19 protein-coding genes are annotated in these 23,409 nt (G+C 66.9%); 5 read left to right on the top strand and 14 right to left on the bottom strand.

From position 1 onward, the window contains the following. The first annotated feature begins 134 nt into the window (after positions 1 to 134). Positions 135 to 521, top strand: coding sequence for a hypothetical protein (locus tag ACIGHN_RS02615; RefSeq protein ID WP_396503164.1), 387 nt, complete (start codon positions 135 to 137; stop codon positions 519 to 521). Positions 522 to 680: 159 nt separating this feature from the next. Here the strand turns inward: ACIGHN_RS02615 and ACIGHN_RS02620 are convergent, their stop codons facing one another. The 6 genes from ACIGHN_RS02620 to ACIGHN_RS02645 form a co-directional block, all read right to left on the bottom strand. Beyond that, entirely contained in the window at positions 681 to 1,421 is a 741-nt protein-coding gene (locus tag ACIGHN_RS02620; protein WP_396503165.1) for a lysophospholipid acyltransferase family protein, read from the bottom strand. Positions 1,422 to 1,607: 186 nt separating this feature from the next. Beyond that, complete coding sequence (locus ACIGHN_RS02625) at positions 1,608 to 2,900, bottom strand: dihydroorotase (RefSeq protein WP_396503166.1); 1,293 nt, start codon at positions 2,898 to 2,900, stop codon at positions 1,608 to 1,610. Positions 2,901 to 3,102: 202 nt separating this feature from the next. After that, positions 3,103 to 4,065 (bottom strand): aspartate carbamoyltransferase catalytic subunit, encoded by a 963-nt coding sequence (locus ACIGHN_RS02630; RefSeq protein ID WP_056167520.1) that lies wholly within the window; start codon positions 4,063 to 4,065, stop codon positions 3,103 to 3,105. A gap of 2 nt (positions 4,066 to 4,067) precedes the next feature. After that, positions 4,068 to 4,589: a bifunctional pyr operon transcriptional regulator/uracil phosphoribosyltransferase PyrR gene (gene pyrR / locus ACIGHN_RS02635; RefSeq protein ID WP_056167517.1), complete on the bottom strand. Its 522-nt coding sequence runs from the start codon at positions 4,587 to 4,589 to the stop codon at positions 4,068 to 4,070. After that, complete coding sequence (gene ruvX, locus ACIGHN_RS02640) at positions 4,586 to 5,023, bottom strand: Holliday junction resolvase RuvX (RefSeq protein ID WP_056167514.1); 438 nt, start codon at positions 5,021 to 5,023, stop codon at positions 4,586 to 4,588. Before ruvX ends, pyrR begins: the two co-directional genes overlap by 4 nt. Beyond that, on the bottom strand, positions 5,020 to 5,619 hold the full coding sequence (locus ACIGHN_RS02645; protein WP_056167512.1) for a YqgE/AlgH family protein: 600 nt from the start codon (positions 5,617 to 5,619) through the stop codon (positions 5,020 to 5,022). The genes ruvX and ACIGHN_RS02645 overlap by 4 nt, the downstream gene beginning before the upstream one ends. A 21-nt stretch (positions 5,620 to 5,640) precedes the next feature. On the opposite strand from ACIGHN_RS02645, the gene ACIGHN_RS02650 reads away from it, so the two are divergent. Next, positions 5,641 to 7,125: a cryptochrome/photolyase family protein gene (locus ACIGHN_RS02650; protein WP_396503366.1), complete on the top strand. Its 1,485-nt coding sequence runs from the start codon at positions 5,641 to 5,643 to the stop codon at positions 7,123 to 7,125. Positions 7,126 to 7,302: 177 nt separating this feature from the next. On the opposite strand, the gene ACIGHN_RS02655 is transcribed toward ACIGHN_RS02650, so the two are convergent. The 7 genes from ACIGHN_RS02655 to ACIGHN_RS02685 all read right to left on the bottom strand — a co-directional run bounded on the left by ACIGHN_RS02655 (position 7,303) and on the right by ACIGHN_RS02685 (position 18,825). Further along, positions 7,303 to 8,472, bottom strand: coding sequence for a PilT/PilU family type 4a pilus ATPase (locus ACIGHN_RS02655; protein ID WP_082485979.1), 1,170 nt, complete (start codon positions 8,470 to 8,472; stop codon positions 7,303 to 7,305). 172 nt (positions 8,473 to 8,644) lie between these two features. After that, positions 8,645 to 14,923, bottom strand: a complete 6,279-nt coding sequence (locus ACIGHN_RS02660; RefSeq protein ID WP_396503167.1) for an Hpt domain-containing protein — start codon at positions 14,921 to 14,923, stop codon at positions 8,645 to 8,647. Positions 14,924 to 14,977: 54 nt separating this feature from the next. Continuing rightward, complete coding sequence (locus ACIGHN_RS02665; RefSeq protein WP_056417721.1) at positions 14,978 to 17,266, bottom strand: methyl-accepting chemotaxis protein; 2,289 nt, start codon at positions 17,264 to 17,266, stop codon at positions 14,978 to 14,980. A 21-nt stretch (positions 17,267 to 17,287) separates the two neighbouring features. Further along, positions 17,288 to 17,815 (bottom strand): chemotaxis protein CheW, encoded by a 528-nt coding sequence (locus ACIGHN_RS02670; protein WP_056417718.1) that lies wholly within the window; start codon positions 17,813 to 17,815, stop codon positions 17,288 to 17,290. 15 nt (positions 17,816 to 17,830) lie between these two features. After that, positions 17,831 to 18,196 (bottom strand): PleD family two-component system response regulator, encoded by a 366-nt coding sequence (locus ACIGHN_RS02675; protein WP_056417714.1) that lies wholly within the window; start codon positions 18,194 to 18,196, stop codon positions 17,831 to 17,833. Continuing rightward, the gene (locus ACIGHN_RS02680; protein WP_034692846.1) at positions 18,196 to 18,594 is read right to left on the bottom strand and encodes a PleD family two-component system response regulator; all 399 of its coding nucleotides are present in this window, start codon (positions 18,592 to 18,594) and stop codon (positions 18,196 to 18,198) included. The genes ACIGHN_RS02675 and ACIGHN_RS02680 overlap by 1 nt, the downstream gene beginning before the upstream one ends. A gap of 57 nt (positions 18,595 to 18,651) precedes the next feature. Continuing rightward, positions 18,652 to 18,825: a rubredoxin gene (locus ACIGHN_RS02685; protein WP_082485978.1), complete on the bottom strand. Its 174-nt coding sequence runs from the start codon at positions 18,823 to 18,825 to the stop codon at positions 18,652 to 18,654. A gap of 94 nt (positions 18,826 to 18,919) precedes the next feature. Here ACIGHN_RS02685 and ACIGHN_RS02690 point away from each other — a divergent pair, with 94 nt between their 5' ends. Both ACIGHN_RS02690 and hemL read left to right on the top strand, forming a co-directional pair. After that, positions 18,920 to 19,876: a bifunctional hydroxymethylpyrimidine kinase/phosphomethylpyrimidine kinase gene (locus ACIGHN_RS02690; RefSeq protein WP_056417711.1), complete on the top strand. Its 957-nt coding sequence runs from the start codon at positions 18,920 to 18,922 to the stop codon at positions 19,874 to 19,876. Further along, positions 19,860 to 21,164 carry a glutamate-1-semialdehyde 2,1-aminomutase gene (gene hemL / locus ACIGHN_RS02695; protein WP_396503168.1) on the top strand — a complete coding sequence of 435 codons (1,305 nt, stop codon included), beginning with the start codon at positions 19,860 to 19,862 and terminating at the stop codon, positions 21,162 to 21,164. The genes ACIGHN_RS02690 and hemL overlap by 17 nt, the downstream gene beginning before the upstream one ends. Before the next feature lie 73 nt (positions 21,165 to 21,237). On the opposite strand, the gene ACIGHN_RS02700 is transcribed toward hemL, so the two are convergent. Then, positions 21,238 to 22,029: an IclR family transcriptional regulator C-terminal domain-containing protein gene (locus ACIGHN_RS02700; RefSeq protein WP_396503169.1), complete on the bottom strand. Its 792-nt coding sequence runs from the start codon at positions 22,027 to 22,029 to the stop codon at positions 21,238 to 21,240. Between the two features lie 117 nt (positions 22,030 to 22,146). Here ACIGHN_RS02700 and pobA point away from each other — a divergent pair, with 117 nt between their 5' ends. Further along, on the top strand, positions 22,147 to 23,343 hold the full coding sequence (pobA, locus tag ACIGHN_RS02705; RefSeq protein ID WP_396503170.1) for a 4-hydroxybenzoate 3-monooxygenase: 1,197 nt from the start codon (positions 22,147 to 22,149) through the stop codon (positions 23,341 to 23,343). Positions 23,344 to 23,409 lie beyond the last annotated feature (66 nt).

The raw sequence follows: 23,409 nt of genomic DNA on the forward strand, positions 1-23,409 counted from the left end.
CAAAACAGATTCATCGGGGCCCTAAGCACTAAGTCGGCGGAATCGGTTCAGTCTAAGAGGGCGCTATAAATGCAATCTCATCTTGCATTGCATCCGATCCTGGCCAGCCGAACTCAATCGTTATGACTCGTGACATGCCACGCCGTTATCTCAGCTCCGTCGAAGCACATGCTGCACTTCGCCGTGGTAAGGCCATCGAAGTGTTTCTCGGCGGGTGCTCGCGCTCAGACTGTCACGGCATTCGCTGGGTGCAGATTCGAGGTTTGCCAAATGGGTGCGAACTTCACCTTTATGAGACGGCGGACCTTGGGTCAGAAGACTACACGGACTTGTATGAGTTCGGTCCGTTAGACCCAGAACTTGAGCAGGACGAGGCAAATGAGGTGCTGACCTTTTCGAGCTTTGAAGAGTGCTTAAAAAAACTCGAAACTCGCTGGCCTGGCGCCCCATCGCGATTGACGAATGAGTTCGTGGTCCAGGACGAGTACGCCGACTATTTGCGGCGAGGTCGCGATGCATAACCTGCAGCTGAATAGTTGAGCGTCCGCTTTCACCTGCCACCACCGACTACTCCTGGCCGATCCCAGTCATCGGTTCAGGCCGCTTGTCCAAACCATTCAGCCGGTACTCCCGCGCAGCGCAGAAGAGTCAAAACACAACCCATTCAAGTCCCGAAATTCTCACCCCGTCTGCCGCAGCGTATCCACCGTATCGTGCAAATGCTGCGTCCACACGCGGCGGTCGCGCCCCTCGGGCTGCTGGATCTCGCCGTAGTGCACCACCGCTTCGATCGGCGGTGCGCTGAGCGTGCGCCAGATGGAGCCGACCAGGGTCTCATCGCCGATATAGCTGGGCGCAAAACTTGTTGCACCTGTCGCCTTGTCGGCGAAGCGCAGGCCCACCGGTTGCACCGGCGCCTGGGCGGCGACGGCGGCCTGGATGAGGTTGGCGTGGAAGGGCAGCATGTCGCGGCCATCGCCCGTGGTGCCTTCGGGGAACACGGCCAGCACCTCGCCGCGCCCAAGTGCGTCCTGCATGGACTTGACCATGCGCAGCGCGTCGCGGCGCGAGCTGCGCTCGATGTACAGGGTGCCGGCCGCGGTGGCCAGGGTGCCGATCAGCGGCCAACCCTGCACGTCGGACTTGGAGACGAAGCGGCAGTGCCGCCCGGCGTGCATCACCGGAATGTCGAGCCACGAGATGTGGTTGGCCACCAGCATCACCGGCCCCGCCACCGGCGGCTGGCCCACGACGCGCAGGCTGATGCCCAGCCGGGCCAGCAGCTGCAGCGACCACGCCTGCACATGCGCATGCTGCTGGTCCTCGGACAGTGCCGGAAAGCGCAGCGCCACGATCCACAGCCCCTTGGCAATGTGGCCCAGCAGACGCAGCAAGCGCCAGCCGGCGCGCAGATGCCTCATGCCAATGGTCCGTATCGATCCATCCGTACGGACCGGCCCTGCAGCGGTCGCCCAATCAGCATGCCCGGCACGCCAGGCACGCTCGGCATGAATGGCGCGGCCGACGCCCGTTCCACCATGGAACCGGCTTTCCCGGGCCAAGGGTGGCGTCCCCTTGGGTGCATGACGAGAAGCGGCACAGGGGGGCTACCGATCAAACGCGACTTGTCCGCCCACGAGCGTCATGCGCACGCGGCCCGGCAGCTCGTAGCCGGAGAACGGCGTGTGCTTGCCCTGGCTGCGCAGCGCGTTGCCCTGCACGACCCAGGCGGCGCCGGGGTCCAGGATGCACAGGTCGCCCACGCCGCCTTCCACGATCTGGCCCACGCTGGCCTGCAGCGTGCCCAGGGCAGAACCCAGCACGCGGGCGGGCTCAGAGGTGACCACGGCCAGCGCGCGCGAGAGCGGCACGCCGCTGTCCTGCGACCACTTGAGCGCCAGCGACAGCAGCAGCTCCAGGCCGGTGGCGCCGGGCTCGGCTTCGGCGAACGGCAGGGTCTTGGCGTCTTCGTCGACCGGGGTGTGATCGGACACCAGCGCATCGATGGTGCCGTCCAGCAGGGCGGCGTTCAGCGCATCACGGTCGCGCTGCTGGCGCAGCGGTGGCGACAGGCGCGCGCGGCTGTCGAAGAAGCCGATGTCCGCGTCGGTGAGGTGCAGCGAGTTGATGCTGACGTCGGCCGTGACCTTCAGGCCGTCGGCCTTGGCGCGGCGCAGCAATTCCACGCCGGCCGCGCTGCTGATGCGGCACAGGTGCACATGCGCGCCGGTGGTCTTGAGCAGTTCGAAGATGGTGTGCAGCGCGATCGTCTCGGCCGCCACGGGCACGCCCGAGAGGCCCAGGCGGGTGGCCAGCGGGCCGCTGGCGGCCACGCCCTTGCCCAGATGCATCTCCTGCGGGCGCAGCCACACGGTGTAGCCGTAGGTGGCCGCGTACTGCAGCGCGCGCTGCAGCACCTGCGTGCTGGCCAGCGGCACCTCGGCCTGGCCGAAGCCCACGCAGCCGGACTCGGTCAACTCGGCCATCTCGGTCAGCACTTCGCCCGCGAGGTTGCGGGTGAGCGCGCCCAGCGGGAACAGCCGCGACTGGTGCAGCTTCTCGGCGCGGAACTTGAGCATCTCCACCAGCCCCGGCTCGTCGAGCACGGGGTCGGTATCGGGCGGGCACACCAGGCTGGTCACACCCCCGGCCACGGCGGCGGCCATCTCGGATTCGAGCATGCCTTCGTGCTCGTAACCCGGCTCGCGCAAGCGCGCCGCCAGGTCCACCAACCCAGGCAGCACGATGCAGCCCGCCGCATCGATCACCCGGTTGGGCGCGAACTCGGGCGGCACGCGGTTCACCCCCACGATGCGGCCCGCCGCCAGCGCAATGTCACAGGTCTGGTCGAACCCCGAGGCAGGGTCGATCACACGGCCGTTCTGGATCAGGATTTTCATGATTTCAAGCCAAATGGGCCGCTACCGCTTGATGGACAAGCGCCAGCAGCTACAAAAAACATAGCGATTGCATTGCATGCAACCATGCCCGCCATCGCATGCACCGCAGCAGTCCCAACGCCAGTGCCCCCGTGGAACCGGCTTCGCCGGGCCACCGGGGGCGTCCCCCCTTGGGGGGAAGACGCGAAGCGGCTCAGGGGGGTCACGCTTCATTTCCGGCAACGATGGACATCACCGCCATGCGCACCGCGATGCCAAAAGTGACTTGCGGCAGGATCACGCTCTGCTTGCCGTCCACCACGGCGGAGTCGATCTCCACGCCGCGGTTGATGGGCCCCGGGTGCATCACGATGGCGTCGGGCTTGGCCAGTTGCAGGCGCTCCTGCGTGAGGCCGAAGCTCTTGAAGTACTCCTGGCTGGACGGCAGCAGCGCGCCGCTCATGCGCTCGTTCTGCAGGCGCAGCGTGATGATCACGTCGGCGTCCTTGATGCCTTCTTCGAGCGTGTGGCACACGCGCACGCCCATCTGCGACATGTCGGACGGCACCAGCGTGCGCGGGCCCACCACGCGCACCTCGGGGCAGCCCAGCGTGGTCAGGCCGTGGATGTCCGAGCGCGCCACGCGCGAGTGCAGCACGTCGCCCACGATGGCCACGGTGAGGTTGCTGAAATCTTTTTTGTAGTGCCGGATGGTGTACATGTCCAGCAGCCCCTGCGTAGGGTGGGCATGCCGGCCGTCGCCCGCGTTGATCACGTGCACATGCGGCGCCACGTGCTGGGCAATCAGGTACGGCGCGCCCGACTCGCTGTGCCGCACCACGAACAAATCGGCCGCCATGGCCGAGAGGTTGGCGATGGTGTCGAGCAGCGACTCGCCCTTGCTGGCCGAGCTGCGTGCGATGTCCAGGTTGATCACGTCGGCCGACAGGCGCTTGGCCGCGATCTCGAATGTGGTGCGCGTGCGCGTGCTGTTCTCGAAGAACAGGTTGAACACGCTCTTGCCGCGCAGCAGCGGCACCTTCTTGACCTCGCGGTCGTTGACGGAGACGAAGTTGGCCGCCGTGTCGAGGATGTGCGTGACGATGTCGCGCGGCAGCCCTTCGATGGACAGCAGGTGGATGAGTTCGCCGTTGCCGTTGAGTTGGGGGTTGCGCTTCTTCAGCACGGTCAGGCCTCTTTGACTTGGAAATGGAAGGTGCCGCTGTCGTCACGCGCCAGCGCCAGCGACTGCGATGCGGGCAGCGCCACGCGCGCGGCGGCGAAGTCGGCCTGCACCGGCAGCTCGCGCCCGCCGCGGTCCACCAGCACGGCCAGGCGCACGCTGGCGGGGCGGCCGTAGTCGAACAATTCGTTGAGCACGGCGCGGATGGTGCGCCCGGTGTAGAGCACGTCGTCGAGCACCAGCACGTCGGCGCCGTTCACGTCGAACGGCAGCGTGGTCTGCGCGCTGGCGGCCAGGCCGCGCTGGGCGAAGTCGTCGCGGTGCATGGCCGACGACAGCACGCCGGCGGGGCCTTCGAGGCCCAGGTCCTTTTGCAGGCGCTCGGCCAGCCAGGCACCGCCAGAGGCAATGCCCACCAGGCGGGTGGTGCCGGTGTGCATGCTGCGCACGCCGCGCAGAAGCTCGCGGTACAGGGCCTCGGCATCGAGCACGAGGCTGCCTGCGATGGCGTTGGAGGGGGTGGTCATGGGAGGGTCCTCAAAAACTGTTCCAGGATGATGCAGGCCGAGGCGGCATCGGCGTCCTTGGCGCCACCGGCGATGGCCTCGGTGGTGCTGTAGCGCTCGTCCACCTCGAACACCGAAAGGCCGAAGCGTCCGCGCAGCTGGCGGCCGAATTTGAGCGCGCGCGCGGTGTTCTCGTGGCTGGCGCCGTCGGGGTGGTAGGGCACGCCGATCACCAGGGCGTCGGGCTGCCATTCCTTGATGCGCTCGGCCACATGGGCAAAGCGGGCGTCGCCCTCGGCCTGGATGGTGCGCTGGGGTGTCGCGCTGCGAAGCATGCGGTTGCCGGTGGCCACGCCCGTGCGCTTGAGGCCGAAGTCAAAAGCTAAAAAGGTCTGGAAATGCGCGGGAACGGCGGGTTGCTCGGGGGGCTCGTGGTGAACGGGCGCAACGGTCATGCGTGCCCCGCCTCGGGCGACAGCATCCAGGCCTTGAGGCCCAGCAGCGCCAGGGCCCGGTCGTAGCGCTCGGGCACGGGGGTGTCGAAGATCACCGACAGGTCGGCCGCCACGGTGAGCCAGGCGTTCTCGGCCAGCTCGGTCTCGAGCTGCCCTTCGCCCCAGGACGAATAGCCCAGCGTGATCAGCACGCGGCGGGGGCCCGCACCGGTGGACAGGGCTTCGAGCACGTCCTTGGAGGTGGTCATCTCCAGGCCGCCCGGAATGGTCATGGTGGAGGCGTACACGGATTCATCCGCCTCGGCACTCTCGAACAGCATGGGCTCGTGCAGCACGAAGCCGCGCTCGGTCTGTACCGGGCCGCCCTGGAACACGGGCTCTTGGGTCAGGTCTTCGCGCCGCAGGGACAGATCGACCTTGTCGAACAGGCCCTTCAGGGTGATGTCGGTGGGCTTGTTGATGATGAGGCCCAGCGCACCGCGTTCGCTGTGCTCGCACAGGTAGACCACACTGCGCGCGAAAGACTCATCCTCCAGGCCGGGCATCGCGATCAGGAAGTGATGCGTCAGGTTGATGGGCGCAGAATCGGAGGACATTCCGCAATTTTAACGGTGAACATGCAGCCCCCTTCGGCGCCCTCCTATTCAAGCGGGCTGGTCTGGTTTCGGCGCGATCTGCGCGTCGAAGACCAGGCCGCCCTGTACCACGCCCTCACCCAGTGCCAGCAGGTGCACTGCGCCTTTGTCTTCGACACCGATATCCTCGATGCGCTGCCCCGCACGGACCGGCGGGTGGAGTTCATCCGCGAGACGCTGGTGGAGCTGGACGCCGCCCTGCGCACCCTGTCAGGGCACGATCATGGCGGGCTCATCGTGGTGCACCACGCCGCGGCAGCCGATGCGGTGCCGGACCTGGCCGCCGCGCTGGACGTTGAGGCCGTGTACACCAACCATGACGACGAACCGCAGGCCATCGCGCGAGACGCCTCCGTCCGCACCCGGCTGGCGGCCCAGGGCCGTGCACTGCACACCTTCAAGGACCACACAGTCTTCGAGCGCAGCGAGGTGATGACGCAGGCCGGCCACCCGTACAGCGTGTTCACGCCGTACAAGAACGCGTGGCTCAAGAAGGTGGATGCGTTCTACCTGAGCAGCTACCCGGTGGAGCGGCACGCCGCGCGGCTGGCGCCCCGGCCAGCGGGCCACCGCAGGCCCGTGCCCACGCTGGCGGCGCTGGGCTTCGAGCCCGCGGGCCTGGCGCAGTTGAAGATCCCCACCGGCAGCCAGGGCGCCCACCGGTTGCTGGCGGACTTTGTGGAGCGCATCGACAAGTATGAGGACACACGCAACTTCCCGGCCGTCAAGGGACCGAGCTACCTGAGCGTGCACCTGCGCTTTGGCACCATATCGCCCCGCCTGCTGGCCCGCACCGCCCACGAGCGCGCCAGCCAAGGCAGCCCCGGCGCTGCCACCTGGCTGAGCGAGTTGATCTGGCGGGACTTTTATTTTCAGATCCTGTACCACCACCCCCACGTGGTGACCGATAGCTTCAAGCCCGCCTACGACGCCATCGCCTGGGAGACGGGGCCCGAGGCCGATGCCTTGTTCGCGGCCTGGTGCGAGGGCCGCACCGGCTACCCGCTGGTGGACGCCGCCATGGCGCAGATCAACCAGACGGGCTACATGCACAACCGGCTGCGCATGGTGGTGGCCAGCTTTCTGGTCAAGGACCTGGGGCTGGACTGGCGCCGGGGCGAGGCCTACTTTGCGCTGCAGCTGAACGACTTCGACCTGTCGGCCAACAACGGGGGCTGGCAGTGGGCCAGCTCGAGCGGCTGCGATGCGCAGCCCTACTTTCGCATCTTCAACCCGGTGAGCCAAAGCGAGAAGTTCGACCCCGACGGCAAGTTCATCCGCCGCTACCTGCCCCAGCTGGCCGGGTTGCCGAACGCGGCGCTGCATGCCCCCTGGAAGGCCAAGCCTCTGGAGCTGCAGAGCGCCGGTGTGCAACTGGGGGGCAACTACCCCCTGCCCATCGTGGACCATGACACCGCGCGGCAGCAGACGCTGGAGCGGTATGCGGTGGTGAAGGCCAGCGCCTGAGCTTGACCTTCGTACCGAGGGGCGGTCGATGATGCAACACCATTCGGGCTGAGCCTGTCGAAGCCTTGCGCGGCGCTTCCCCGGGCCCGCCCCCAAGCCCCGTCCCGAGCTCGTGGAATGCTCAGCAGGGACAGGTTCTTGTATTTTCTGGAGGCAAATCGGTGTCCGCCACATCGCTCAAACGAGCGGCGTGTTCTCCCGCATGCTCATCCCCGCCACCGTGAGCGAGCCCCCGGCGGCCAGCCGCAGCTTGAGCGACAGGTCAGTGCGGTTGTCCGCATGGGCGATGGCCTCTTCGGCGCTGATCGCGCCGGACTCGGCCAGCGCATACAGTGACTGGTCGAAGCTGCACATGCCCTGCTCCACACCCCGGCTGATCGCCGTCTTGAGCTCGTCGACCTGCCCTTTCTGTATCAGGTCGGCCACGTAGGGCGTGAGCAGCATGACTTCTGTGGCTGGGACCAGGCGGGCCGACACGCCTTTGATGAGCCGCTGCGCAATCACCGCCCGCAGGTTCAGCGAGAGGTCCATCTGCAGTTGCTTGTGCGCATGCTCCGGAAAGAAATTGAGGATGCGCTGCACCGCCTGGTTGGCGTTGTGCGCATGCAGGGTGGACACGCACAGGTGGCCCGACTCGGCGTAGTGCAGAGCATGCTGCATCGTGGCGCGGTCGCGGATCTCGCCAATCATGATCACGTTGGGCGCCTCGCGCATCGCGCGGCGCAGGGCCTCGTCGTAGGAGCGTGTGTCGATGCCGACCTCGCGCTGCGTGATCAGCGATTTCTTGTGCGGATGCAGGTACTCGATCGGGTCTTCGATGGTGAGGATGTGGCCGGGCGCGTTGGTGTTGCGGTGGTCCAGCAGCGCGGCCAGTGTGGTCGTCTTGCCCGAGCCCGCTGAACCCACCGTCAGCACCAGGCCGCCCTTCAGGAAAGCCAGCTCCTTGAGCACCTTGGGCAGGCCCAGCTCGTCCAGGGTGGCGATCCGCGAGGCCACGTGGCGGATCACCATGCCCACCTGGCCGCGCTGCAGGTGCACGTTGACCCGAAAGCGATCGCCCTCTGCCGTCGCGTACGAGAAGTCGCACTCCATCGTGCTTTCGAACTCATGGCGCTGCGCCTTGCCCATGATCGAATAGGCCATGGTGCGGATGTCCTGCGCGGGCAGCACCTGCTGGCTGATCGGCAGAAAGTCCCCCTGCCGCTTGACGGTGGGCGGCGCCCCTGCCAGCAGGAAGAGGTCCGAGGCCCTTTCCCGCGCCACCAGGGCCAGGCAGGCCAGCAGCCGGCTGTCACCGAACGGTGCGGGTGGGTGGGGCTCGATCACGACATCGGACTCTGAGGGCATGGCACGCTCGAAAAAAAAGGGCGCCTCCAGGGCGCCCGTTGCAGGAACTGTGTGAGAACCGGGCATGCAGCTCCTTCAGGGGGCCGCATGCCGCGGCACACATTCGTTCGTCTCGTCTCGTCTCTATCTCTTTCGTCCACCGATCCGGGCATCTGCGCCTGCAGTGCCCTGGTCAAGCCTCGGCGGCCGCGGCCTCCAGGCGCGCATAGTGCTGGATCAGGCTCAGCAGTTCCTCGTCCGAGTACGGCTTGCCCAGGTAGTGGTTCACGCCCAGCTCCATCGCATGCTCGCGGTGCTTTTCAGCGATCCGCGAGGTGATCATGATGATGGGCAGGTCGCGCAGTGCACCGTCGGCCCGGATGTTGCGCGCCAGGTCGAACCCGTCCATGCGCGGCATTTCGATGTCGGAGAGCACCACGGTCGGCCGCTCCTCCTGCAGGCGTTCGAGCGCCTGCAGGCCATCGGCCGCCAGGGACACCCGGTAGCCTTCGCGCTGCAGCAGGCGCTGCGTGACGCGGCGCACCGTGATCGAATCGTCCACCACCAGCACCAGGGGCACCTGGCTCGGTCCCGCCAGCTGGGGCGACACCACGGCCTTGCCGGCACCCGCACCCGCACCTGCACCGGCACCGGCCGCATCCTGCATGGGTGGCAGGCCGACGCTGGCAGCACGCACCTGGTCGCCATACACCGTGGACAGCGCCACGGGGTTGTAGATCAGCACCACGGCACCCGAGGCCAGCACCGACATGCCGGCCAAGCCAGGCAGACGGGACAACTGCGGGCCGAGGTTCTTCACCACGACTTCCTGGTTGCCCAGCACTTCGTCCACGTGCATGGCAATGCGTTGAGCGGCGCTTCGGAAGATCACCACAGGGCGGGTCTTGCCGGCAGGCTCGTGGCTGCGGGCCGAAGCCTGCAGCAGCGCGCCGGACCAGAAGAACGGCAGCTTTTCGGTGCCGTCGTCGAAGGTGCCCGTGCGATAGGCCTCTTCCAGATCCTGCGACGAGGTGCGCCGCACGATCTCGACCACGCTGGCAGGCACGCCAATGGCCAGGTCGCCTGCACGCAGCATCACCACCTGCGTCACCGCCGTGGTCAGGGGCAGCACCATGCGGAACGCAGCGCCCTTGCCGGCTTCGGTCGAGGTCTCGATGCGGCCGCCCAGAGCGTTGATCTCGGCGCGCACCACGTCCATCCCGATGCCCCGGCCCGACAGGCCGGTCACTTCGGATGCGGTGGAGAAACCGGGCATGAAGATCAGGTTGGCGGCATCGGCGTCGCTCAGCTCCACACCCGCTTCCACGATGCCCTGCGCCAGCGCCTTCTCGCGGATGCGGGGCAGGTTCAGGCCTGCGCCGTCGTCGCGGAACTCGACCGACACGTCGTTGCCTTCGTGGTGCAGGTCCACCGTGATGGTGCCGGAGGCCGGCTTGCCCGCCGCCGTGCGCACCTGCGGGTCTTCGATACCGTGGGCGACGCAATTGCGCAGCAAGTGTTCGAACGCAGGCGTCATGCGGTCCAGCACGCCGCGGTCCATTTCGATGGAGCCGCCGGTGATGTCGAGCTTGATCTGCTTGCCGGTCTCCTTGGAGGCCTGGCGCACCACGGCGTACAGGCGTTCTGCAATGCCTTCGAACTCCACCATGCGGGTGCGCAGCAGGTCGCGCTGCAGCTCGCGGGCCTGGCGGCCCTGGGCGATCAGATCGTCTTCGGCGCCTTCCATGGCGCGCTGCAGGTTGCGCTGCACGGTGGCCACGTCGTTCACCGATTCGGCCATCATGCGGGTGAGTTCCTGCACGCGGGTGAAGCGGTCGAACTCCAGCGGGTCGAACCCGGCGGCGGAGTCCTTGGACAGCGCCAGGCGCGATTGCATCTGCGACTCGGCCTGCACTTCGATGTCACGCAGCTGCTGGCGCAGCCTGTCCAGGTTGCCCGACAGGTCGGTGAGCGAACTGCGGAACTGGCCCAGGCGCACATCCAGGCGCGAACGGCTGATCATGACCTCGCCCGCCTGGTTGACAAGGCGGTCCAGCAGCTGCGCGCGCACGCGCACCGACTGGTTGGCGGCCACGCGCAAGGGCGCCAGTTGGGACGGGCCGGGCAGCCGGGCTGCAGGCACGCCCGCTTGCGCAGGCGCTGTGGCTGCCGGAGCGGTTGCATCGCCAGCGGCGGATACCGCCGGTGCTGCGGCCGCAGCCGGGCCAAGTGCGGGCTCGACGGGCAGCGACACCACGGTGTCCGATGCGTTCTGGCCAATCGCACGCAAGGCTTCGAAGTTGGCCTGCAGGCCGTCGAAACTGCCCTGCAGCGGCTCGATCTGGTCGGACGTGACGGTCTCGGCATCGAGGTGTTCGATGGCCGATTCCAGCCTGTGCGCCATTTCGCCCAGGCGCATGGCACCGGCCAGGCGCGAGCTGCCCTTGAGGGTGTGCAGTGCGCGGAGCACCTCGCTGCGTGCGCCCAGGTTGTCGGGGCGGGACGCCCACTGGCGCAGTGCACCACCCAGCTGGGGCAGCAGCTCAGCAGCCTCTTCCTCGAAGATCGGGAACAGGTCGGGGTCGATGACGTCGATGGCGTCGATATCGTCGTCCACGTCCGACGACAAGGCAACGGCGTGGGCGATGGCATCGTCGACCAACTGGTCCTGGTCGTGGGCCACCACCGACAGGGCCGGGGCCACATGGCCCTGCGGCACGATCAGCGGCGCGGGGTCGAGCGTCGACTCGGCAAACGACTGGGGCTCCTCGGCCTCTTCGGGCACGGCGGGCGCCTGTGCCACGGCAGGTGGCGCGGGCTCTGGCGCCACGGACTCGGCCGCGAAAGCATCCACCAGGTCTTCCTCGGGCGGCGTGAGGGTGTTCTCGACCTCGGTCTCGAGGATCTGGCGCAGTTGCTCCAGCACTTCCTGGCTGGGCTCCTTCAGGAACCCGGCAGCGAACTGGTGCAGCAGGCGGCGAATGTCTTCCGCCGCAGCCATGAAGGCCTGGGCCTGCTCCTGCGTGCCGCCGGACTGGAACTGCACATGCTGCAGCGCATGTTCCAGGGTGCGGGCCATTTCGGACAGGCCGGTGAATCCCACGGTGGCGGAACTGCCGGCGAGCGAGTGCGACAACGCCACCGCGTTGTCGGGCAGCGGCTCATGCAGCTCCAGCGACCATTCCTGCAGACCCGTCACCAGGCGGCGCGACCATTCGTCGGCTTCGTTCAGGTAGACGTTGTACAGCGGGATCGGGATGCGCAGCGTGTCGATGACCTTGACGGCGTCATCGTTGGCGGAGTCGTCCAGTTGCAGGGGCTCGTCCAGCTCGGCCGCGGCAGGCGCTGGTGCTTGCAGTTCTGCATCGAGGGCCTCGTCGGCCACCAAGGCCACGGGCGACTCCACGGGAGCCTCCACAGAGGCTTCCGGGAGTTCGGCTGGCAGCAAAGCCTCGGGCTCCGGCTCGCCGGCGTCCAGCAGTTTTTCCAGCTCCGCAAATTCCTGGGCTTCCAGGAATTCGACTTCCTCCACCGACTCCAGTGGCGGCAGGGCGGGCGGCGCATCGGCCTCCTGAACGGGCATCTCGGCAGCCGGTTCGGCAGCCAGAGACAGCGCATCGTCGGCGCGCGGCTCGGCGGCGGCCACGGGCTCGAGGTCGGGCAGTTCGAGGTCCAGCACGAAGTCCACGCTGGACGTATCCAGCGCGGCAGGTGCCTCGCCACCAGGCGCGGATTCGTTCAGCGCAGCGCTGAAGACCGAGAAGTCGATGTCCTCGGCCACTTCGGGCACTGCAGCGATCTCTTCGGGCCCGTGCTCCGCGATCTCCGTGGCCTCGAAGTCGGGAATCGTGAATTCTTCTTCGACCGCCAGAGCGGCTTCTTCGGCCACGGGCTCGGGCAACACCGGTGGCAGATCGGCCACCAGCGGCTGCGCTTCGGGAGCCGCCAGCTCGGGCTCTGCGGGCACCAGCTCGGGCTCGGCGGCGGCAGGGGCCACCGAACCGTCGGCAGACGGGAGCGCCAGCGGCAGCAGCGTGCCATCCAGGCGCATCGCATCGGCCGACTTGCGGAAGGGTTCAGGCTCCCAGCCTGCATGCCGTCCGGCCGCGATGTCGTCTGCCCAGCGGCTGAAGGCCTGCAAGGAATCCGACGACAGCTGGAGCAACTCGGGCTGCATGGGCTTTTGCTCGGCCAGCCAGGCGTTGAGCAGTTGCTCCATCGACCAGGCGGCTTCGCCGAAGTCGTTGAGCCCGACCATGCGCGAGCTGCCCTTGAGCGTGTGGAAAGCACGCCGCAGCGTGGTCTGCTCGCTCAGGTTGCCGGGTTCGTCGCGCAGCAGGTCGATGGCGGCAAGGCCGTTGACCACCACTTCACGCGCTTCTTCGAGGAACACCTCGAGCAGTTCGTCTTCGATGGCGGGCGCTTCGCGCAGGGTGATCGTGGGGGCGGGAGCGGCAGCGGGTGCTGCGGCACCGGCACCCAGGTCCGGTGCGTCGAAGGATATTTCGGGGGCCAGGGCCGGTTCCTCGGCCGGAGCGGCCGCGGGGAAATCCGGCAGCTCCTGCAAGGAGCCGAAGTCGGTCGGTGCGCTGATCGGCTCCTGCACCGGAAAGCGCGGCAGCACGTCGGGCACCGGAATCGCAGAGCGCTCTTCGAGCTTGGCCGGCGACTCTTCCACGGCGTCCGATGCACGGGGACGGGTCTTGCCCATGAGGATGCGCAGCTCGCCCAGGTCCTCGTCGTACACGAACAGCTTGCGTGCCATGGTGCGCTGGTAGCTGAGCATGTCGATCAGGAAGCCCAACGCGCCCAGGCTGTTGCCCAGCTTCTCGAAGACGCCCTGGCGCTCGGCCTCGGGCACTTCGTTGATCAACAGGCGCTCGACCATGTCGCGCATGCGCACGACGGCCAGCGAGGCCTGGTCCAGGCCCAGCACCGACAGCACACCGCGCATTTGCGCCAGATGGCCGGGCACCGCGGCCAGAATGGCCGTGTCCTGGGGGTTGCGGAAGAACTGGTCGAGCGCCTTTTCGGCCTCGCCCAGGGTGGCCCGCAACTCGTCCACCACGCTGCCCATGGTCTGGTTGTCGCTGACCCTGCGGTACAGCTCTTCCATCCATTGTTCGAGCGGCTCCGGCTGCGCACCGGCGCCGACGGCGTCCAGGCGCTCCGCCAGGCGGGTGGCGCGCACGCCCATCTGCTCGTCGCCAGCGTCCAGTTCTTCGAAAGCAGCCTGCAGATACAGCACCGAGGTGGCGACTTCCATCGCCAGGGCGGCCGACGGTGGCTCGCCCGAACGGGTGGTGGATTCGACCACGCGCGTGAGCGCCTGGGCCAGGTTCTCGCTGCCGGGGTGCAGCTTGCGCAGGGAATCGCACACCAGGCTGAACTGGTCCGCCGCGGGCTTGAGCTTGTTGCGGTCACCGCCGGCCAGGCCGGACCAGGTTTCCGTGGCTGCAGCGATGCGCTTACGGGCCTGCGCCAGCACGGCGGGGTCGAAGCGGCCGAAGCGGGGCGTGTCGTAGTCGACCGGCTTGAATCGGTCCAGCGAGAACGCCTGGCGCACGGCGCGCAGCGAAGGCACCTGGTCCAGCGTTCCTTCGGCCGGCTTGGCCTGGGAACAGAAGAACAGCAGGTCCTGAACCAGGCGGTCGGCGATGGTGGTGTCGCCCTTGGCCAGCGTCGCGTACTGCATCAGCACGCGGGACGCCACGCGTTTCACATACACGTCAGGGGGCAGCAGGCCCGTGCCGAATGCTTCGAAGAAGCCGGCGCAGATCTTCCAGAAGGCGCGGGACTGGCGGTCCGGCTGGGCAGCGACGAACCCGAGGCAGGTATCGCGCAGGCTGATCGCCGCCTTGATGTCGCCCGACTTGACGATGCGCAGCACCGCGGAATCCAGGCGCGCGCGGGCTTCGGGCCCATAGGGCAGCGGCGGCACGGACACGGTGCCTTCCGGCTCGCGGAAACGGCGCTCCACGGGCCACAGGTCTGCGGGGTGCACGCGGTCGGCCCCGGCCAGGGCCTGGGCCTCGCGGTATTGCGGGAACAGCGCCACCGGCGAGGCAGGCTTGCCCGCCAGCACCGTCTCCAGGTATTCGATCAGGGCGAAGCTGGCGCGCTCGATCACGGCCGCAGCTTCGTCGCTGCAGGTCTCGGGGCGCTGCACGAACTTCTGGACGGCAGACTCCATCGACCGCAGCACCAGCGCCGGCGGGCCCATGCCCACCATTTCCAGCGCGCCGCACGCCTGGTGCAGTTGCTGGCGCGCTATGCGCAGAGAGCCCGCGTCCAGCGCGGCCAGATCCGACTCCCGGGCCACTTCGGCATCGCGCACGAAGCGGCGCATGGCCTTGACCGCACCGTCCAGCGATTTGCGCAGTTCATCCAGCACCCAGGCCAAAGGTCCCAGGTCCTGGTCCCCTTGGGACCAGTCTGCGGCCGGTGCATTGTTGACATCCATAGATGACATGTATTCGTCCCCGGCCGCTATGAGCCAGCTGATTGATGACTAACTGCTGACGCGTCAGGCGATCTTGAACCGTGCCACCGATTGGCGCAGTTCTTCGGCCATGTGCGACAGTTCGCGCACCTGCTGTGCGGTGGTCCGGGTACCTTCACCGGTTTGCTCGGTCACCGCGAAAATGTGCTGGATGTTGTCGGCCACTTCGTTGGCCAGCACGGCTTCGCGGGATGTCGAAGACGAAATCTGCTCAATCAGTTCAGCAAGGCGGCGCGACACGCGGTCGATTTCGGTCAGTGCGGTACCGGCGCTGTCGGACAGTCGGGCCCCTTCCACCACACCCTGCGTGGAGCGCTCCATAGCGGCCACGGCATCCTGCGTGTCGGTCTGAATGGCCTTCACCAGCGCCGAGATCTGGCGCGTGGCGTCTGCGGAACGTTCAGCCAGTCGCTGCACTTCTTCTGCCACCACCGAGAAGCCGCGACCGGCTTCACCAGCGGACGCTGCCTGGATGGCAGCGTTCAGGGCCAGAACGTTCGTCTGTTCGGTAATGTCGGAAATCAGCTCGGTGATTTCACCGATCTCCTGCGACGATTCGCCCAGGCGCTTGATCCGCTTGGAGGTGTCCTGGATCTGGTCGCGGATGGAATTCATACCACCGATGGCGTTCTGCACGGCCTGCAGACCGGAGTCGGCAGCTTGCAGCGACTGGCGGGCCACCGTGGCGGACTCTTGCGCCTGTGTGGACACTTCGTTGATTCGGGTCGCCATGTCCAGAACGGAGCGGCCGGTTTCACGAATTTCGCGCAGCTGCTCGGTCGAGGCGGCGAGCAGTTCGGTCGAGGTGCTGTCCACCTGGGCGGTCGTTTGTGCCACGCGGGTCGCCGTGTTCTGCACGCTGCCCACCAGCTGGCGCAGTTCTTCCACCGTGTAGTTCACCGAGTCGGCAATGGCGCCCGTGATGTCTTCGGTCACGGTCGCTTCCTGGGTCAGGTCACCTTCAGCGACCGACTGCAGTTCGTTCATCAAACGCAAAATGGCGGCCTGGTTGGCGTCGTTGACGCGCTTGGCTTCCTGCTCCTGGCGCTTGGCGTCCTTTTGCTGCGATTCGGCAGCGGCCTGGCGGCCCCGGCTGTCCAGCAGTTGCACGCGCGAGATGCCCACGCCGCAAAGAATCACGAACAGGCCGGCGAGGGCCAGGGCTGCCAGTTGGCCGCCGCCCACACCGGTTTGTGCGGACAGCTTGGACTGCAGGCCTTCCAGCTGGCGGCGCAGGGGTTCGCTGTCGGCAATGATGGCGGACTGGGCTTCACGCGCAGACACCAGGCCTTGCAGGTTGCCCAGGATGGCGCTGGCTTGCGTGCGGGTTTGTTCGTACAGCTTGATCAGCGACTCGAGTTGCTCGCGGGTCTGGGCGTCCTTCGTGGCGGCCAGGCGCAGTTCGGGGCTGCCGTCCAGCAGGCCCTGGGCGATTTCCTTGAACGAGTTCAAGTCCTTGCCCAGCAGGAACACGGCCTCGGGGCTCACGCCTTCCATGGTCTGGAATTCGTTGGCGGACTTGCCGATACGCTGGGTCAGCATCACCAGCTGGCCGGCGGCGGAGATTTCAGCGGCGGGCGCGTTCTGCTGCAGCTTGAGCGACGACACCGTTTCGGCGATTTCCAGCAGGTCGGAGGACTGGCGGTTGATGGTGCGCAGAGCGTCACCCACCTGGGTCAGGATCTTTTGCTGGCCCATCACCACGCTGGCGTTGCGCTCTGCGCGTTCCATCAGCGGGTTCACGGCATCGAGGTCCGGCTTGTAGGGCTCGCCCAGCGATTGCACGCCCAGTTCGTTGTCGCCAGCGTTCAGGCCGCGCACGTTGCGCGCCAGCACGCCCGAGCTTTCCACCACGTCGGGGAAGGCCTGGGGGCTACCCACCAGCGCCTGCGACACCGACTTGGCCAGACGCTGCGACTGCATCAGCGATTGGCCGGTCGCGGCCAGTTGCTGTGCGGAGCGGTCGGCTTGCTGCAGCACCCAGAAGGCAATGGCACCCAGCACCAGCACGCCCACGCCCAGCAGGGCCAGCAGCCGGCGCTGGTGGGCCGCGGCCGTCGCGCGGCCCAGGATGGGCAGGGAGATCAGGTCTTCCTCGACGTCTGCAGCCGAAAGCTCCGGCGCGTAGCCGTCAGGGTCGCCCTGCACGCTGTTCATGGCTTCGGCCTGGTACGCATCGCGCAGTTGCGCGCCGTCCAGCGAACCCGTGGCCAGGAGATCCTGCCCATCGTCGGCAGTGCCCGCCGTCGCGCCGTTGTCCGGCGTGGCAGGTTTCCGGTTGAACAGTTTTCCAAATTGATTGACGACGGACATGGTGCAGCCTTACAGAAAAACTCAAGCACTGATGCTCAGGAAAGCGGGATGTTGGGACAGGAGCTGCAGGTTCAGCTCCTGCCAGCGTGTGCCGCTGGAATCGATATAGGTGGTGCCAAAGAATGCGGGCGCATCTTCGGCCGGGGGCTGGGACGACACGAAAGCGTCGGTGCCCCGCAGGCCCGCGAGGCGGTCCACCAGCAGGGCGGCATTGACGTCGAGCGCGGCGTTGAATGCCAGCAGGCTGGACTCGGACAGCGCCTGGTCGGTGCGGGGCGCCGTGGCACCGAGCAAGCCGGCCAGGTCCACCACGCCCACCAGGCCGCCGCGCAGGTTGGCGACGCCCAGAAACCAGCTCTGGGTGTAGGGCACGGCCTGCACGGACACCCAGGAGAAGATCTCGCCGGACTGCGCGAGCGGCAGCAAATAAAAACTCCCGGCGGACTCTACAGCCAGCCAGGACGATACAGAGGTTCCTTCGACCCGCGCCGCCTGCAGTCGGCTGGCAAGTCGGGTCTGGAGCTCTCGCAGGGCTTCGCGGTTGGCCATGAGCGCGCCGCCGCGTTAGCTGAGAGCGTCGATTTTGGCCTGCAGCTCTGCGGGATCCACGGGCTTGGTGATGTAGCCGCGCGCGCCCTGGCGCATGCCCCAGACGCGGTCTGTTTCCTGGTTCTTGCTGGTGCACATGATGATCGGCACATCGGCATACAGCGGGTCACGCGTGATCGCACGGGTGAGCTGAAAACCGTTCTGGCCAGGCATGACCACGTCCATCAGAATCAGGTCGGGTTTTTCTTCTGCGAGACGGCGAAAAGCTTCGTCAGCATTTTCTGCGGTACGAACCTGCATGCCTTTTTTCTGCAGCAGGTCGGTCAAAAACATCAGCTCGGTCTTCGAATCGTCGACGACCAGTACTTTCTGGATGGGCATTACATCGCTCCTTGTTGGGCATTGCCAAATTGCTGCACAGCCTGCAGCAACTGGTCTTTGGTAAACGGTTTGGTGAGATATTCCTGGCAGCCGACCATGCGCCCGCGCGCCTTGTCGAACACACCGTCCTTCGAGGACAGCATGACTACCGGTGTATCTGCAAAACGGGCGTTGCGCTTGATGATGGCGCAGGTCTGGTACCCGTCGAGCTTGGGCATGAGAATGTCGCAAAAAATCAGCTGCGGCTGGTAATCGTTGACCTTCGCCAAAGCATCAAAGCCGTCGTCCGCCAACAAGACTTCGTGCCCCCCCTGCTTGAGAAAAATCTCGGCGCTTCGACGGATGGTGTTGCTGTCATCCACCACGAGCACTTTGAAAGATGCGCCTGTTGTAGTCAATTGTTACTGCTCCCGATGGAAAAATAAACAACGCTGTAGTCCATGATCTAGAGCGTCTCAAATCTGAACCATCTCGAAATCTTCCTTGCGTGCACCACACTCGGGACAGGTCCAGTTCATGGGGACCTGCTCCCAGGGAGTATTGGGGGAAATGCCGTGCTCAGGGGAACCCTCCGCCTCGTCATATATCCAGCCGCAAATCAAACACATCCAGGTTTTAGAGTCGGTCACAGCTTAAAGGGCCTTCACATAGAATGCAACGATTGTATCTAGTCATCTCAGCGGGTTGCGGCTTCTGTGCCACCCCTCTAGCAGGATCTGGTCCATGACCACCAAAGCATCCCAACCCTCCCCCGAAATCATAGATATCGAAGATGACGGTTCCGAAGACGCCAGCCCCGCCTGCATCCTGGTCTTCAACGCCAGCGACCCGAGCGGCGCGGGCGGCCTGACCGCCGACATCACCACCATCGCCTCGGTGGGCGGCCACCCCATTGCGGTGGTGTGCGGCGCCTACGCCAGGGACACCGCCCAGATCTTCGATCACTTCAGCTTCGAGGACGAGGCCGTGGCCGAACAGGCCCGCACCGTCCTGGAAGACATGCCGGTGCAGGCGATCAAGGTCGGCTTCGTGGGCAGCCCCGAGAACATCAGCGCCATCGCCGAGATCACCACCGACTACGACGAAGTCCCCGTGATCGCCTACATGCCCAACCTGTCCTGGTGGACGGATGAGCAGATCGACGAGTATCTGGATGCCTTCCGGGAATTGTTGTTACCGCAGACCTCGGTGTTGGTAGGAAACCACAGCACGCTGTGGCGCTGGCTGCTGCCGGACTGGGGCAGCGAGCGCAGCCCCACGGCGCGCGACATCGCCCGCGCGGCCTCCGAGATGGGCGTGCCCTACACCCTGGTCACCGGCATCCCCCTGCCCGAGCAGTTCGTCGAGAACGTGCTCGCCTCGCCCCAGGCCATCCTGGGCACCGGCAAGTTCGAGCTGTTCGACGCGACCTTCGCCGGCGCGGGCGATACGCTGTCGGCCGCGCTCACCGCGCTGGTCGGCGCCGGCAACGACCTGGGCGAGGCCACCAGCGAGGCGCTGAGCTACCTGGACCGCTGCCTGGATGCCGGCTTTCGCCCCGGCATGGGCCACATCGTGCCCGACCGCATGTTCTGGGCCCAGCCCGACGACGATGAAGACGATGCGGATGACGACACCCCGATCGACGAAACACAGGCCATCGAAGGCTTTGTGATGCCCCCCCATGACACCAAGCACTGACCTCAATATCCCCCTGTTCGAGCGCGCCAAGGCGCTCATCCCCGGCGGCGTGAACTCGCCCGTGCGGGCCTTCAAGGCCGTGGGCGGCACGCCCCGCTTCATCCAGCGCGCCCAGGGCGCGTACTTCTGGGACGCCAACGACCAGCGCTTCATCGACTACATCGGCTCCTGGGGCCCGATGATCCTGGGCCACGGCCACCCGGCCGTGCTCGACGCGGTGCAGAAGGCGGCGCTCGATGGCTTCAGCTTCGGCGCGCCCACCGAGCGCGAGGTCGAACTGGCCGAGGAGATCCTGGGCCTCGTGCCCTCCATGGAGATGATCCGCCTGGTCAGCTCGGGCACCGAGGCCGGCATGAGCGCCATCCGCCTGGCGCGCGGCGCCACGGGCCGCAGCAAGTTCATCAAGTTCGAAGGCTGCTACCACGGCCATGCCGACTCGCTGCTGGTCAAGGCCGGCTCGGGCCTGGCCACCTTCGGCAACGCCACCAGCGCCGGCGTGCCGCCCGAAGTGGTGCAGCACACCATCGTGCTCGAATACAACAACGTCGCCCAGCTCGAAGAAGCCTTTGCCCTGCACGGCAAGGAGCTGGCCTGCGTGATGATCGAGCCCATCGCGGGCAACATGAACCTGGTGCGCGCGAGCGTCCCGTTCATGAAGCGCTGCCGCGAGCTGTGCACCGAGTACGGCGCGCTGCTGGTGCTCGACGAGGTGATGACCGGCTTTCGCGTGGCGCTGGGCAGCGCGCAGAGCGTGTACGCGAAGTCGATCCCCGGCTTCAAGCCCGACATCACGGTGCTGGGCAAGGTGATCGGCGGCGGCATGCCGCTGGCGGCCTTCGGCGGGCCGCGAGCCATCATGGAGCACCTGGCCCCGCTGGGTGCCGTGTACCAGGCCGGCACGCTGTCGGGCAACCCCGTGGCCACCGCCTGCGGGCTGGCCACGCTGCGCGAGATCAAGAAGCCTGGCTTCTTCGACGCGCTCTCGGCCCGCACCCGCTCGCTGGTCGATGGGTTGTCTGCCGCCGCCGCCGCAGAGGGCGTGCCCTTCAGCGCTGACTGCGAAGGCGGCATGTTCGGCTTCTTCCTGCTGCCCGAGCTGCCGCAGAACTACGCCCAGGTGCTCAAGACCGACAACGCGCGCTTCAACACGCTGTTCCACGGCCTGCTGGACCGCGGCGTCTACATCGCGCCAGCGCTGTACGAGGCAGGCTTCGTGAGCTCGGCCCACACGGCCGACGACATCGACGCCACCGTGTCCGCCGCGCGCGAAGTGTTCAAGACACTATAAAAATCATAGCTACCAGCGCTTATCCATAGCGCGGTAGCGGCATTTTTTTATCGAAATCCTGGCTGCAGCGCCATCACAACAGCCCGCGCAACTCGCGCGCGGCTTCCTGCAGCAGCGGCAGCATGTCGCGCTGCAGGCTGCCCTCGTCCACCTGCTTGGGTGATGCCACCACGTTCAGTGCCGCCACCGTGCGGCCCTGCAGGTTGCGCAGCGGCACGGCCAGCGCGTGCACGCCCAGTTCATGCTCCTCCACCGCCAGGCAGCAGTCGTCCCGCCGCGCCCTGGCAATCACCTGCCGCAGCGGCCCGACCTGCGTGATGGTGTGCGGCGTGAGACGCTGCAGGGTGCAGCCCTTGAGCCAGGCCGTCAGCTCCGCCGCAGGCAGCGCCGCCAGCAGCACCCGCCCGGTCGACGTGGGGTGCGCCGGCAGCCGCGCGCCCAGGTGCAGGCCGTAGGCCAACACGCGGGACGGCGCGCCGTACACACCGCTGCGCGCCACGATCACGACCTCGTTGCCGTCCAGCACCACCGCCGAGAACGACTGCTGCGTCTGCGCCGCCAGCCGGTTGAGCGTGGGCTGCAGCACGCGCGGCAGCCGGGCCGACGCGAGGTAGCTGCCCGAAAAGCGCAGCACCTTGGGCGCCAGCCAGAAGTAGCTGCCGTCCGTCTCCAGGTAGCCCAGGTGCGCCAGCGTCAGCAGGTGCCGGCGCGCCGCCGCGCGGGTAAGGCCCGTGCGCTGCGCCGCCAGCGTGGCGTTCAGCCGCTGGCGCTCGGTGTCGAAGCTCTCCAGCACCGCCATGCCCTTGGCCATGCCTTCGATGAAGTCCGCCCTGGCGATGGGGGACGCGGTCTGAACGGTGGTCATTGCGCGATGATCGCACAATACATCCACCCATCGCACGCAACCGCCCAGTCGCCCTGCCCGTTTGACGCAGATCAACCTACGCTTGGCAGCATCTTTTCCCCACGAGGTTGCCCCACCATGCGTACCCAGGTTGCCATCATCGGCGCAGGCCCCGCCGGCCTGCTGCTCGGCCAGTTGCTCTACACGTCCGGCATCGACGCCGTCATCATCGAACAGCGCAGCCCCGACTATGTGCTGGGCCGCATCCGCGCCGGCGTGCTGGAGCAGGTCAGCATGGACCTGCTGGACCAAGCCGGCGTCGGCGCCCGCGCCCATGCCGAAGGGCTGCCGCACGACGGCATCGAGCTGCTGTTCAAGGGAGCCCGCCACCGCATCGACCTGCACGCGCTGACCGGCGGCAGCCGGGTGACGGTGTACGGCCAAACCGAGGTGACGCGCGACCTGATGGACGCCCGCGCCGCCGAAGGCCTGACCACGGTATACGACGCCCAGAACGTGAGCGTGCACGACTTCGACGGCCAGCAGCCGCGCGTGACGTACGAGAAGGACGGCCAGACGCACGAGGTGCTGTGCGACTTCATCGCAGGCTGCGACGGCTACCACGGCGTGTGCCGCGCCAGCGTGCCCGAGGGCGCGCTGCGCACCTACGAGCGCGTCTACCCCTTCGGCTGGCTGGGCGTGCTGGCCGACGTGAAGCCCGTGTCGCACGAGCTGATCTACGCCAACACCGAGCGCGGCTTCGCGCTGTGCAGCATGCGCAGCAACACGCGCAGCCGCTACTACCTGCAGGTGCCATCGACCGACAAGGTGGAGCAGTGGAGCATCGAGCAGTTCTGGACCGAACTGGGCCACCGCCTGGACCCCGAGGCGCGCGAGAACCTGGTCACCGGCCCGGCCCTGGAGATGAGCATCGCCCCGCTGCGCAGCTTCGTGGCCGAGCCCATGCGCTTTGGCCGCCTGTTCCTGGCGGGCGACGCCGCCCACATCGTGCCGCCCACCGGCGCGAAGGGCCTGAACTTGGCTGCGAGCGACGTGGGGTACCTGTGGAATGCGCTGTCGGACTATTACCGCGACCAATCGAGCGCGGGCATCGACACGTATTCGGACCGCTGCCTGCGCCGCGTCTGGCGCGCCGAGCGTTTCTCGTGGTGGTTCACCTCGCTGATGCACCGCTTTCCGGACACGGGCGAGTTCGGGCAGAAGATGCAGGAGGCGGAGCTGGATTACTTGGTGAATTCACGCGCGGCGTCCACGTCGCTGGCGGAGAACTATGTGGGGTTGCCGCTGGATTTTGCGCTGCGTGAGCCCTCGTAATCCGCTCTTCAAGCGTTTGAAGCGGTTTCGATACATGCTTGACGGGGGCGCGGACGTCGTGCACCC

This window comes from Acidovorax sp. NPDC077693 (assembly GCF_044542805.1).
In the GTDB taxonomy this organism is placed as follows: Bacteria; Pseudomonadota; Gammaproteobacteria; order Burkholderiales; family Burkholderiaceae_C; genus Acidovorax.

What these genes read in the sequence shown, in the direction of transcription:
- ACIGHN_RS02615 (WP_396503164.1), top strand. Translation starts at nt 135, where the DNA reads ATGCCACGCCGTTATCTCAGCTCCGTCGAAGCACATGCTGCACTTCGC.
- ACIGHN_RS02620 (WP_396503165.1), bottom strand. Translation starts at nt 1,421, where the DNA reads ATGAGGCATCTGCGCGCCGGCTGGCGCTTGCTGCGTCTGCTGGGCCAC.
- ACIGHN_RS02625 (WP_396503166.1), bottom strand. Translation starts at nt 2,900, where the DNA reads ATGAAAATCCTGATCCAGAACGGCCGTGTGATCGACCCTGCCTCGGGG.
- pyrR (WP_056167517.1), bottom strand. Translation starts at nt 4,589, where the DNA reads ATGACCACCCCCTCCAACGCCATCGCAGGCAGCCTCGTGCTCGATGCC.
- ruvX (WP_056167514.1), bottom strand. Translation starts at nt 5,023, where the DNA reads ATGACCGTTGCGCCCGTTCACCACGAGCCCCCCGAGCAACCCGCCGTT.
- ACIGHN_RS02645 (WP_056167512.1), bottom strand. Translation starts at nt 5,619, where the DNA reads ATGTCCTCCGATTCTGCGCCCATCAACCTGACGCATCACTTCCTGATC.
- ACIGHN_RS02650 (WP_396503366.1), top strand. Translation starts at nt 5,641, where the DNA reads ATGCAGCCCCCTTCGGCGCCCTCCTATTCAAGCGGGCTGGTCTGGTTT.
- ACIGHN_RS02655 (WP_082485979.1), bottom strand. Translation starts at nt 8,472, where the DNA reads ATGCCCTCAGAGTCCGATGTCGTGATCGAGCCCCACCCACCCGCACCG.
- ACIGHN_RS02660 (WP_396503167.1), bottom strand. Translation starts at nt 14,923, where the DNA reads ATGTCATCTATGGATGTCAACAATGCACCGGCCGCAGACTGGTCCCAA.
- ACIGHN_RS02665 (WP_056417721.1), bottom strand. Translation starts at nt 17,266, where the DNA reads ATGTCCGTCGTCAATCAATTTGGAAAACTGTTCAACCGGAAACCTGCC.
- ACIGHN_RS02670 (WP_056417718.1), bottom strand. Translation starts at nt 17,815, where the DNA reads ATGGCCAACCGCGAAGCCCTGCGAGAGCTCCAGACCCGACTTGCCAGC.
- ACIGHN_RS02675 (WP_056417714.1), bottom strand. Translation starts at nt 18,196, where the DNA reads ATGCCCATCCAGAAAGTACTGGTCGTCGACGATTCGAAGACCGAGCTG.
- ACIGHN_RS02690 (WP_056417711.1), top strand. Translation starts at nt 18,920, where the DNA reads ATGACCACCAAAGCATCCCAACCCTCCCCCGAAATCATAGATATCGAA.
- hemL (WP_396503168.1), top strand. Translation starts at nt 19,860, where the DNA reads ATGACACCAAGCACTGACCTCAATATCCCCCTGTTCGAGCGCGCCAAG.
- ACIGHN_RS02700 (WP_396503169.1), bottom strand. Translation starts at nt 22,029, where the DNA reads ATGACCACCGTTCAGACCGCGTCCCCCATCGCCAGGGCGGACTTCATC.
- pobA (WP_396503170.1), top strand. Translation starts at nt 22,147, where the DNA reads ATGCGTACCCAGGTTGCCATCATCGGCGCAGGCCCCGCCGGCCTGCTG.